Origin of the sequence: Pantoea nemavictus, assembly GCF_037479095.1 — a bacterium.
Lineage (GTDB): Bacteria > Pseudomonadota > Gammaproteobacteria > Enterobacterales > Enterobacteriaceae > Pantoea > Pantoea nemavictus.
Genome location: NZ_JBBGZW010000001.1, coordinates 1,081,801 through 1,093,552 on the forward strand (window position 1 = coordinate 1,081,801; position 11,752 = coordinate 1,093,552).

General features: G+C 55.7%; 12 protein-coding genes. All 12 read right to left on the reverse strand.

The window, feature by feature from the left end; genetic code table 11:
- Window positions 1–56: 56 nt before the first annotated feature.
- The 12 genes from WH298_RS05040 to WH298_RS05095 all read right to left on the reverse strand — a co-directional run bounded on the left by WH298_RS05040 (window position 57) and on the right by WH298_RS05095 (window position 11,737).
- Window positions 57–683 (reverse strand): protein-L-isoaspartate(D-aspartate) O-methyltransferase, encoded by a 627-nt coding sequence (locus WH298_RS05040; RefSeq protein ID WP_007893253.1) that lies wholly within the window; start codon window positions 681–683, stop codon window positions 57–59.
- Window positions 680–1,438 (reverse strand): 5'/3'-nucleotidase SurE, encoded by a 759-nt coding sequence (gene surE, locus WH298_RS05045; protein ID WP_180822354.1) that lies wholly within the window; start codon window positions 1,436–1,438, stop codon window positions 680–682. Before surE ends, WH298_RS05040 begins: the two co-directional genes overlap by 4 nt.
- Before the next feature lie 230 nt (window positions 1,439–1,668).
- Window positions 1,669–3,513 (reverse strand): glycoside hydrolase family 9 protein, encoded by a 1,845-nt coding sequence (locus WH298_RS05050; protein ID WP_180822355.1) that lies wholly within the window; start codon window positions 3,511–3,513, stop codon window positions 1,669–1,671.
- A gap of 27 nt (window positions 3,514–3,540) precedes the next feature.
- Window positions 3,541–4,920: an OprD family outer membrane porin gene (locus tag WH298_RS05055; RefSeq protein ID WP_180822356.1), complete on the reverse strand. Its 1,380-nt coding sequence runs from the start codon at window positions 4,918–4,920 to the stop codon at window positions 3,541–3,543.
- Between the two features lie 80 nt (window positions 4,921–5,000).
- Window positions 5,001–6,368, reverse strand: coding sequence for a PTS transporter subunit EIIC (locus tag WH298_RS05060; RefSeq protein ID WP_180822357.1), 1,368 nt, complete (start codon window positions 6,366–6,368; stop codon window positions 5,001–5,003).
- 30 nt (window positions 6,369–6,398) lie between these two features.
- On the reverse strand, window positions 6,399–7,469 hold the full coding sequence (locus WH298_RS05065; protein ID WP_180822358.1) for an SIS domain-containing protein: 1,071 nt from the start codon (window positions 7,467–7,469) through the stop codon (window positions 6,399–6,401).
- Between the two features lie 157 nt (window positions 7,470–7,626).
- On the reverse strand, window positions 7,627–8,670 hold the full coding sequence (locus tag WH298_RS05070; RefSeq protein WP_180822359.1) for a LacI family DNA-binding transcriptional regulator: 1,044 nt from the start codon (window positions 8,668–8,670) through the stop codon (window positions 7,627–7,629).
- Between the two features lie 15 nt (window positions 8,671–8,685).
- The gene (gene truD, locus WH298_RS05075; RefSeq protein WP_180822360.1) at window positions 8,686–9,729 is read right to left on the reverse strand and encodes a tRNA pseudouridine(13) synthase TruD; all 1,044 of its coding nucleotides are present in this window, start codon (window positions 9,727–9,729) and stop codon (window positions 8,686–8,688) included.
- Complete coding sequence (gene ispF, locus WH298_RS05080) at window positions 9,726–10,208, reverse strand: 2-C-methyl-D-erythritol 2,4-cyclodiphosphate synthase (RefSeq protein WP_049852682.1); 483 nt, start codon at window positions 10,206–10,208, stop codon at window positions 9,726–9,728. The genes truD and ispF overlap by 4 nt, the downstream gene beginning before the upstream one ends.
- Window positions 10,208–10,924, reverse strand: coding sequence for a 2-C-methyl-D-erythritol 4-phosphate cytidylyltransferase (ispD, locus tag WH298_RS05085; protein ID WP_049852660.1), 717 nt, complete (start codon window positions 10,922–10,924; stop codon window positions 10,208–10,210). Before ispD ends, ispF begins: the two co-directional genes overlap by 1 nt.
- A gap of 3 nt (window positions 10,925–10,927) precedes the next feature.
- Window positions 10,928–11,245: a cell division protein FtsB gene (gene ftsB, locus WH298_RS05090; RefSeq protein WP_007893240.1), complete on the reverse strand. Its 318-nt coding sequence runs from the start codon at window positions 11,243–11,245 to the stop codon at window positions 10,928–10,930.
- Window positions 11,246–11,416: 171 nt separating this feature from the next.
- Window positions 11,417–11,737 (reverse strand): DUF3561 family protein, encoded by a 321-nt coding sequence (locus WH298_RS05095; RefSeq protein ID WP_007893238.1) that lies wholly within the window; start codon window positions 11,735–11,737, stop codon window positions 11,417–11,419.
- Between the last annotated feature and the right edge of the window lie 15 nt (window positions 11,738–11,752).

Genomic DNA, 11,752 nt, shown 5'->3' on the forward strand with positions numbered 1-11,752 from the left:
ACAATATCAACTGTGCCGTGCCATGTAACAGTTGTGAAGAATTGCGTAGTGACGGTTCAGGCAAGATCGCCCTGAACCAACGGCACAAAGCGGACGGGCTCGATGATTTCTTCTATCAACTCATCGCCCTGACGACGCAAACGCTTTAACACCTGTTGATCCTCACCTACCGGCAGCACCATTTTGCCGCCCTCGCCCAATTGCGCTATCAGCGAAGTCGGAATTTCAGGTGGCGCTGCGGTGACAATAATGGCATCGAACGGACCACGCGCCGCCCATCCCTGCCAGCCATCGCCGTGACGCGTTGAGATATTGTGCAAATCGAGTTGCTTGAGGCGGCGCTTAGCCTGCCACTGCAAACCTTTGATACGTTCTACGGAGTAAACATGATTGACCAGATGCGCCAGAATGGCGGTCTGATAGCCAGAACCGGTGCCAATTTCCAGCACGCGCGATTCTGGAGTGAGCTCCAACAAGGCGGTCATCCGCGCCACCATGTAGGGCTGTGAAATGGTCTGCCCCATGCCAATCGGCAACGCGACGTTTTCCCACGCTTTGTGTTCAAACGCCTCATCGATAAAACGCTCCCGAGGCACATCAGCAATGGCTTTCAGCAGAAATTCATCATGAATGCCCTGCGCACGTAGCTGCTCCAAAAGCGTTTCGATGCGGCGGTTTATCATGCCAGCTTTACCTCAGCCTGGAGCAGCCAGTCACTTAATACTTCTTGTGCGGCATGCGCGGTCAAATCAACATGCAACGCGGTTAGCGAAACATAGCCCGCATCCACCGCTGCGAAGTCGGTATCCGGGCCCGCATCCAGCTTTTGCCCCGGCGGACCAATCCAGTAAAGCGGCTGGCCACGCGGATCTTCAGTGCAGATCACCTGATCGGCCGGATGGCGGCTGCCACAGCGCGTAACGCGAAACCCTTTGATTTCTGCTAAAGGCAAATCGGGCACGTTGATATTGAGAATACGCCCGGTACGCAGCGGTGCACGTGATAGCGCACGCAACAGCGTACAGGTTATGGATGCGGCAGTATCGTAATATTGATGCCCATTAAGCGAAACGGCGAGCGCCGGCAGCCCAAGATGACGCCCTTCCATCGCTGCAGCCACCGTGCCTGAGTAGATGACATCGTCGCCCAGGTTCGGCCCGGCGTTGATGCCCGAAACCACGATATCGGGACGCGGCTGCATAAGCTTGTTCACGCCGAGGAACACACAGTCTGTCGGCGTTCCCATTTGCACCGCAATATCGCCATTTTCATGGGTAAAAGTGCGCAGTGGCGTTTCTAATGTCAGAGAGTTTGATGCGCCGCTACGATTGCGATCGGGCGCAACCACCTGCACCTCAGCAAACTCACGCAGTGCGCGAGCCAGCGTCTGGATGCCGGGAGCATGAATTCCATCATCATTGCTAAGCAATATCCGCATCTATTCCTGACCTTTGTTCATTCAACTGGTCCTCGACCTGTTTGCCGAACGCAATTTTGGCGCCGCAAAAGAGGCGTCTGGCGGGACAAGGATGTTTGCATTCTAGCGGCGAGGCGCTGGAAGTGGTAGGCGAAAATCAAGGAACTCGCGGTGTTTGCCGTAACAATATGCAATTTGAGATGGCGCACAAAATAAAAATGCCCGGCACCAAAGCCGGGCAACAGCGAGGATTATTGGCGGTCTGGCAAGCTCACCGCGTACAAATACCAGGCCGAATGAGGCAGCCAACCTTCCGCCCAGCGCCAGTCATCATCTTTCCGCGTGACGGCATAACCTTCATCGAAGGCGATACCCTCAGCGACCTGGTTGGATGCTCCGGTAATGCCGTTAACAATGCCGCCTGGCAGCGTGGTGTATTTCCATGAATTAAAGAACAGATAGCTGATATGGCGGTAACCACTGCCGGTCAGCATGCTGACATCATAAGGATTGTTGCCCAAAATCCAGTTTAGCTGATTCCAGGCGTAACCCTGCAGCTGCTGGGTGAAGGTTTTATCATCGGCAAACAGCGGCATGGCCTGACGTGCAGCCGCCGCCAGCGAGGCGATACGCGCATTCTCACCCTGCCACCACGGCGCAGCTTCGCTGTCATGCGGGAAGAAGAAGCTGGTACGTTTATCACCATTTTTCAATTGAATCAGCTGGCGTGCGTAGCCAAACGGATTATTGGTTTCTTTGGTCACCGCCAGTTCAAAGCCCAGCGAGCGTTTCACCGTATCTTTGATTTTCGTCTGCTGCTCTTGCGGAGCAATGCGCGCATACTCCAGCAGCGCGATCACAGGCAGCCCGGCATCTGACGGATGGAAGAAGGGGCGTCGCTGCGTATCGGCGCGCCAGTAATCATGCCAGTTATCCAGCGAGGTCAATCGTGCCATCAGGCTTTGCGCGCGTTGTTGTGCCGCCGTCAAATAGACCGCTTTGTGCGAAGCGCGATACAGCTCTGTCGCCGCCAGCAGCGCGGTATAGTCATCAACGATATTCTCTTTACCGTCATTCACCATGTGCGCATTGTTTTTTTGCAAAAAAGCGAAGGCGTCTTCGGCCGTTTGCAAATACTGCTTGCGGCTGAAATTACCGTCATTTTCCATGGTGCTGGCCAATGCCAGCGCGGCAATCGACATACCCGCTCCTGAACGGAAACTCGCCTGCCATGCCAGCCGCCCAACGGCTTCCTCCTCGACAATAGTGGAATCTGACTCTTTCTCCTTAATCTGCGTACGCCAGTTTGGGTTGGCAATCACGCGATCCTGCGCCCGTTTCTCTTTACCGGGCGAAGAGATCGCCTGGAAGAAAGATTCGCCCGGACGTTTCATCCGCACCAGAAAATCGGCGCCGTACAGGCCTTCGTCCAGCATCCGGCGGCGATACTCATCAAAATTTTGATTTTGGCGCGCACCCAGGTTCTGATAGCCGCGCAATAAGCTCCAGGCCACCAGCGGCGCCTGCTGTGGATTGAAATAGGAGGTCAGATTTTGATGTGAAAGATGCACCCCGTAATCGCCGGTGGCATCGTACCAGCCGCCGTGCACATCAACGGTGCCAGAGCCTGTACCAGCCGGCAGCGGCAGTTTGCGATCGGACTTATCAAACAACCCGGTGACGCGCTGGCTTTTGAAGTAAGCAATCACATCGGAAAGCGTGTAGCGCTCCAGCAGATCGGCGCCGATGATAAATGGCCCGGAACGAACGTCGCCGTCGCTACTGGTGGTTTGCAGCACGTAGCGTCCCTGTTTTTTCCAAGCGGAAAAATCCGCGCGGTAGAAGGTGCGATCGCCCCAGCCCTGCACTTCGCCCTGCGGCTGTAAAGTGCCACTCAGCACCTGCTGATTGGTTTCACTGTCTAGCAGCACAAAGTTTACTGGTGGCTTAGCGCGTGACTCGCCGGTCAATTGAACAACGGCGGTTTTTGGTGCAGCAATGTCGTAACCCACCTGATTAATCAACACGTGAGTTTCAGCGTGTGCCAGTCCAGCCATCAGCAGCGCGGCGGTAAGTGCGGAGAAACGAATCCTCATGGTCATCATCCTTAGTGTATTGAGTGATTAAAACAGGCTAAAAGGGGCAATCATCAGGAATTTGATGTCCTTTTCATCCTGGAAAACGTTGCCATAGCCACCGCCCCAGCTCGGGTTATCGCTATGATTATTGAACGCGGTGAGATGGAGTTTGAACACGGTGTTTTTGGCCCAGCCGGATTGCACCTGCCACACCAGATCGCCGTTAATGGCGGTTTCGGTCAGACGTTGATCCTGTGACCAATCGCCACCGCGCGCCGGTTTGCCGTCCCAACCCCAGGCAAAGGAGCCGCCGATACTGACGCCTGGCCAGACAATATCGCTGAGATCAACCATCATCCCGGCAAAGATTGCCTTCTCACCGTCGGCATTGAAGTCAGAGCGAGAATCCCACCACATATCAATACGGCCAGCCGAGTTCGGGTAAATCGGCGTCATCGCCACGGTGTAATAACCCTGCTTGCCCGGCGCGTGCACCACGCTGCCTTCCAGCCGGAACTGATAGCGATCAACCTGATAAGCCAGCGTTAATCCCTGTTGCCAGGCGAATTCGTCATAAACATCATGACGGCCGGTACGATCCTGCGAACCGTAAAACTGCCAGCTCAAACTTAGCGGATTGTCCCAAAGCACAGTCTGACGAGCGGCCTTAGCGAAATATTTATCGAGGTAGTGCGGTGATTCCCCCCACGCCAGCTCCAGCGTGTTACCGTTTTTGAAGTCGTACTTGCCGCCTAACGAATGCAAATAGGGAATACGCGTCTGGCGATCGATTTCGCGAAACTCGTACATTTTGCGATACCACGGCGCCTTATATTTGTTGGCGCCCATCCACGACAGCGACAGCGCACCAGCGGAGCCATAGTCATAAACCGCTCCCACTTCCAGGCCCTGATAGGTGCCTGGTAAGAATCCCCACTGTGTACCGAGCAGCGTTTGGCCACTCGGCTGGATGTAACCCGCTCGCAGCCAGTAATCACCCGCCTTCAGTTTCAGCGCCGCACGATAGAGATCGAGACCATTTTTTTCGCCCACGCCGCGGTCTTCCCACATCGATGGACCATGACTGAAGCTGATTTCATTGGGGTGCGCCGGGCTGCCCTCAAACAGATCCCAGGTGGCGAAGGCGGCGAGATCCACGCCGACAACATCAGCCAGATAGCCTGATTGATACTCCAGCGCGCCGGTCAGCGTGCTGTGATGCAGATTGGTTTGATAGTGCTGATAATGGCTGCTGTCCGGATTGAGATCCTTACGCTCGCGGTGACGTTGCCAATAGTAGAGCGTGCCATCTACTTTGCTGTCTTCAATGAAACCTGCCGCATTAGCCGCAGGCGGTGCTGCACACAGCATCAACGTTGCCAGTGGCAGCAGCGCCACTTTTTTTCCCTGAGTTAAAGCATTCATTGCATTTCCTTAAGGTGCACGCAGCCCTGCGATAGCAGCCGCATACCTGGTCCCTGTTAGTCAGTATTGAAAGTTGCGCGTCAGGCGCTGGGTTTAGTCACACCGGGCCGCGTCCAGCGGCCATAGATCAGTGTCAGGACAAAGGGGACGATGAAAGCCACTGCAATCGCCGCCACTTCATAAATCATTTTGGAATCGGGTCCTGCAAACAGACCGAGTTCGAAGACGTTGAGTACCGGAAGAAAACTGTAAGTTTTTACCTGTAACAGCCCGGTAATTGCACCGCCTAATGCGGCACCGATACAGCCGAAGATGAACAACATGCGGAACTTGAGATTGACGCCATACAGCGCCGGTTCGGTTATGCCGAAAAACGCCGATAGCGACGCTGAGAGGGCAATTTGGCGGTCACGCAGATTGCGAGCGATAAAGATGGCGCCACTCACCGCACCAAATTGCCCCATTACCGCCGACATGAACATCGCCATGATGGTGTCGTAGCCCTGCACCTGAATGTTAATCAGCGCGAGGGGAATAATGCCCCAGTGCACGCCAAACACCACGAACAGCTGGCCAATACCCGCCAGCAGCGCGCCGGAGATCATGGGACTGAGCTGATAGAGCGCGCTGTAGCCATTGGCGATGCCGACACCGGCATAATCTGCCAGTGGACCAATCAGTGTGAATACCACAAAGCCGCAGATAATCAGCGAAAGACACGGCACAAATACCAGCGCCGCGACGTCCGGAATCCACTGCTTCAGCTTGCGTTCAACGTTGCTCAGCAGCAGCACCGCCAGAATCGCTGGGATCACCGCGCCGCCATATATTTTCAGGCTAATGTTCAGACCCAATACGGTGAAGTGCTGCGGCAAGTCAGGCTGCGTGAGTGGAAATACCATCGCTGCCGTTAATGCCAGTGCAGTGAAACGGCTGGCGCCAAAACGATCGGCGGCAGTCACCGCGATAAACAGCGGCAGGAAGACAAAAACGCCACTGGCGAGCGCATTAAACATGGCGAAAAGCAGATCATCGCTAGCCACCAGGCCCTGAGTTTGCAGCAGCACCATGATGCCTTTAATTACCCCGATGCCGGCCAGGACCCCAATATAGGGCGTAAAAATCGCACCAAGCGTTGCCAGCATTTTTCCCGCCAGACCACGTTCGTCAGAACCCGGTTTGACCGGTTCAGCAGCCGGTTGCGACCCGAGCTGCATCGCCTGATACAGCTGCTCCACCTGCGGGCCCACCACCACCTGCAACTGCCCGGATGCATTCACTACGCGGATCACCCCCGGCAAGCCGGTGATAGCCGGGATGTCCACGTTTGCCATATCGTGGATGGCCAGCCGCAGACGGGTGGCGCAGTGCGAAATATGGCTGATGTTGTCATCTCCGCCGACCTGCTCCCGGATAGCCTGGGCCAGCTTCACGTAATCGAGTTTCATTATGGTTATCCTTTTTCAACGCGCCCGATGTTAGTCGTAATCGCCCGGTTTGGTTTTGCTCTTCATCGACACGCCAAAGTCGGTGAAGATGCGCTGCGGCAGATTGTTACCCTTCGCTTCCGCAATGTGATGCGCCAGAATCTGGAACGGAATCACCAGCAGCAGCGGCGCCATCCCCTCGCTCACTTCCACCCCCAGCGCCAGCGTGCGTTCATCATCGCTTTCGCCGAGGCAAAGGCTCCAGACGTGTGGCGTAACGCGCTGTTCATAGTCGCGCAGCAGACGCAGGCGCTCGCGTACCGGCGCATCAACATCAACAAAGAACAGACGGTGTTGTGGGTTTATCTCGAAATACGGGCCGTGCATGAATGCTTCGAGCTCAATGCCCTGCGATGGTACGCGCACCGTTTCACTGAACTTGGTCTCCATCTCCTTGATCACACCCAGTGCCGGTCCAAAGCCGATGGAGATAAAACGTGGTGCGGCGGTGAGATCCGCCTGCCAGCGCTGCCAGAAAATTTCAGTACGTTCAATAATGTCTGGAATCGCCGTCGCGCCGCGCTGCAGCATCGCAAACTCCTGCTGCTCCTGTTGCGCGGTGATACGGCCGCTTTGACGCGCGCTGTGCAGGCCGATCAGCATCAGCGTCATCACGGTGGCTAAATAGCCTTTGGTGACGTAACCGACGCGCTCTTCGCCACTTTTAATCTCCACCGCATGATCCACCGCCAGCGCCAGCGGACTGGCCAGCTTGCCGGTGATGCCCCAGGTTGCCACGCCATGCTGCTGCTTGAGGGCGGCAATTGCTGCCAGGGTTGAAGTGCTCTCGCCGCTTTGTGAAATGGCGATTACCAGATCGATGGCCGGATCCCACTGCTCGTAATGCTGGAAATGAAATGGCTCCTGCACGCTAATCCGCACGCCTGTTAGACGCTCCACATAATATTTAGCGCTGAGGGCGGCATTGATGCTGGAACCCGTGGCGAGCACCAGCACCGATTTTGCTGCACCGAGCGCGGGCAAATCATCTGGATAGCATGCCAGCAGGTGGCTGAGCACCTCAGGCTGCTGGTGGATGTAAGTCATCATTGTGGGTTTCATTACTGCTCCTTAAACAGTTCTCCTGAAAAACTGAAAACGTTTTCAGGTTGCAGGCAAACTTATTTAATGGCGCAGATTAAGTCAACGCAGGAATGGTGAAAATGAGATCGCGATTACAAAGCGTAACTTATTTAAAATTAAGGGATTAAGTTACTGGTTAAGCTGATTCGCCGAGGATTAATACCGGCGTTGGCGGGACAATTTGTTGATTTTCTTGAGATGATTTTCCGTCGAGCTGCGCCATCATCATAGTGATAATGTTCTGCCCAAGCTGCGGGTTCTGATGATCTACGCTAGTGAGGCGGGGAATGAAAAATTCGCTGCCGGGGAAACGTTCGCAGCTGATAACGGCCACCTGATGAGGTACCTGAATAGCGCGATCGCTAAGCGCACGAATGGCCCCCATCGCCACGCGATCGTTGATGGCGACCAGCGCCTGCGGCGGTTGTGGCAGATCCCACAGCGTTTCAATCGCTTGATAGCCATGTTGCGGATAGAAGTTATTCAAGCAAATCCACGCGTCGTTCGGCGTGATTCCCGCCTGCTGTAGAGCCGCACGGAAATGATTGACGCGTTCGCGTGTCACCCACACTTTGCGTGAGCCGCCGATAAAAGCGATGTCACGCAGGCCACGCGCAAGCAGGTGATTAACCGCTAGCTCAACACAATGCTGATGATCGCGCATTACGCATGGCCAGCGACGATCGGGATGGGGCTGGCCGACCACCACCACCGCCATTTTGCTCATCAGCGTCTCCAGCATCGTCAGATAATCTGGCGGAATCGGCGCAAAGTCGCTGTGGCCGCCAAGCACGATGACGCCATCAATTTGGCTATCAATGATCGATTGAAAAATTGCGCTTTCATCGCCTGACGTACCATCACTGCGGTTGGCGGATTGTGTATCGTATAGCGTGATTTTATAGCCAATGGCCAGGCAGGCTTGCTGAATCTGCGCCACTAAGGTGACGAAGTAGGGATTGGTGATATCGGAAACGATCACCGCAAGGGTGTAACTCTGACGCGAAATCATGCCGCGCGCCATCAGGTTGGGGCTGAACTGATGCTCAGCAATCACTTTATCGACGCGCGCACGGGTCTTTTCAGACACCCATGCATGCTTGTTAAGCACGCGTGAAACGGTGGTAATAGAAACACCGGCGAGCAGCGCAATATCCTTAATGGTAAGATTTTTGCTCATGATCGCCGAATGTACCTATTCGTCGCCAATCGGTGCTGCTGCGCCGTTGCTTAGCAGCTCGCGCACCACGCTGGTAGCAAAACTGCCCGCCGGCAGCCAGAACTGCATCTCTAGCGTGACGTCGTCCCACCAGCTCCAGCGCAGATCTTTCGGCACCACCAGCACCGCACGCCGCGAGGCATCAACGCGTTCACGATCGAGTAAAGCCAGCAGATCGCCCGACGACGCCAGCTGCTCCCGCTCGAACGCCAGCACTTCGCCTTGGGTACCGAGCTCGCCGCGTCCGGCCAGCGGTGCGGTGATACGCAGTTCATGGTTATCGACACGCTGCTGCAGTTCCGCTAACTCTTCCGCCTGCGCGACAAACCAGCTGCCACGTCCTGCCAGCTGTAACGCATCTCCCGCCTGAACACGATCCAGTGCGCCATCACGCTGTAAACGGGCGCTGGTGAGCTGGTTAAATAGCTGGCTGCGCGCTGCCGAGAGTAAAATGCCTTTCATGCTGCGATCGCGCGGGCGGAATTTATCTTCAGCCCACAATTTTGCCTGCGTCAGGTTGTTACCGCCGCGACCAAAGCGCTGCTCGCCAAAATAGTTGGGTACGCCGCGCTGTTGAATCTGCTGCAGACGCGTTTCAACGTCGCTACGATCGGAAATTTGGCGCACGATTAAACGGAAGGCATTGCCCGCCAGCGCGCCGGTGCGCAGTTTGCGCTTGTGACGGATCACCTGCAGGATTTCGACGCCTTCCAGCTGAAAACCGGCCAGATTCGGCATCGCATTGCCTGGCACTCGGAAGCACAGCGTCTGCTCGGTGACCGCATGACGATCTTTCATGCCGGCATAGCTGAGATCGCGTACCGGCACCTTAAGAAATTTGGCGATGGCTTCGGCAACAAAGCGGGTGTTGCAGCCAATTTTACGAATGCGGACTAAAACCTGTTCTCCCTCGCCATCATAGGGATAGCCAAGATCTTCAATCACGACAAAATCTTCGGGATTGGCTTTAATCACGCCGCTGGCATTGGGCACGCCGTGCAGGTAATGCAGCTCACTCATGCCCGATCGGCCTTAATCAGCAGCGCAACCGCTTCACAGGCAATGCCTTCACCGCGACCGGTAAAGCCGAGCTTTTCGGTGGTGGTGGCTTTCACGTTGACGTCATCCATATGGCAACCGAGATCTTCGGCAATATTGACGCGCATCTGCGGCACGTGCGGCAACATTTTCGGTGCCTGCGCAATAATGGTCACATCAACGTTACCGATGCGATAGCCTTTTTGCTGGATACGACGCCAGGCTTCGCGCAGCAGGCCGCGGCTGTCCGCGCCCTTAAACGCCGGGTCGGTATCTGGGAATAGCTTGCCGATATCGCCCATCGCCACGGCGCCGAGCAAGGCATCCGTCAACGCATGCAGCGCCACATCGCCGTCAGAATGGGCGATAAAACCGTGTTCGAAGGGAATACGCACCCCACCAATCACTAACGGACCTTCGCCGCCAAAAGCGTGAACGTCAAAACCGTGACCGATACGCATCATGCGCTCTCCTGTAACTGAATCTGAGTAAGATAGAAGGCCGCCAGCGCCAGATCTTCTGGTCGCGTTACCTTAATGTTGTCGCTGCGTCCGCTCACCAACTGCGGATGATAGCCGCAATACTCTAATGCCGACGCTTCATCGGTAATGGTAGCGCCTTCATTGAGTGCGCGCGTTAGACACGCGGTGAGCAGTTGATGCGGGAAAAATTGTGGCGTCAACGCGTGCCATAAGTCTTCGCGTTCAACAGTATGAGCAATGACCGCTTTGCCTGGTTCGCCGCGCTTCATGGTGTCGCGCACCGGCGCCGCCAGAATCCCGCCGACGTTGCTGTACTCGCGTACCGCCAGCAGGCGCGCTAAATCGTCCGGATGCAGGCACGGGCGCGCGGCATCATGCACCAGCACCCATTGGTGATGCTGAATGGCCTTTAATCCCGCCAGCACAGATTCAGCGCGCGTGTCGCCACCGGTCACTCTTACCACGCGGGAATCCTGCGCCAGCGGCAGTGAATCGAACCAGCCGTCATCGCTGCTTACCGGCACAATGACCTGTTTTACCGCCGGATGAGCCAGCAAGCGCGCAACGCTATGTTCAAGAAGGGTAAATTGACCAATGGTCAGATACTGTTTTGGGCAGGCAGCTTGCATACGGCTGCCCACACCTGCGGCGGGCACCACGGCAATCACATCCGCAAGGATCGGGCGCTTGTTCATGGCTTATCGTTGTTGATTTTGCGCAGCTTGTTGCGCGTTACGTTTGTTCTGGTCTGGCACCAGACGATAGAAAGTCTCACCGGGCTTAATCATGCCCAGTTCATTGCGTGCGCGTTCCTCGATCGCTTCCGAGCCGCCATTGAGATCGTCAATTTCGGCAAATAGCTGATCGTTACGCGCTTTAAGTTTGGCGTTATTCGCCTGTTGTGACGCGACGTCTTCGTTGACGCGCGTGTAGTCATGAATACCGTTCTTACCCAGCCACAGGGAATATTGAAGCCATCCCAGCAGCACGAGTAGCAGTAACGTCAGTTTTCCCATCCCCGCCCCCTGAAAAACGGCCCAATCATCCCATAACTTGGCGCTGGACTCCACTGCGGCGGCGAAAATGCCGCGCACCAGCAGTTATCGGCGCAAATAATGACAGAGAGAGGCGCGAGACGGCAGGTAAAGTTTTGTAACCAGCCGATGCGTTTGCACATCAGGTGGGCGTTACCAACCCGAGAGAAATGAGAACAGCAGCCAGAACAGGCACACCACCACGATCGCTGTGGCGATGCCGCTCCAGAATAAATGCGTACGAATCACCAGGCTCAGCACGATACCAATCAGCACTGAAACCGGTAACAGCGCGAGGAAGAACGGCCAGGTGTAGAGGAAGAAGAACAGCGTGTTGGAGCCGTAGAGCATGAACGGAATCGCCAGCGCGCACCAGTACGAGAGAAAGCCAAACACGCCGCCCGGCAGCGACGAGCGAGGCTCATCCGGGGTGCGTTCATCTTTACGGGCTAGCATGGGCGTTACGTTCTGCATAGAGATCCTGTTGAC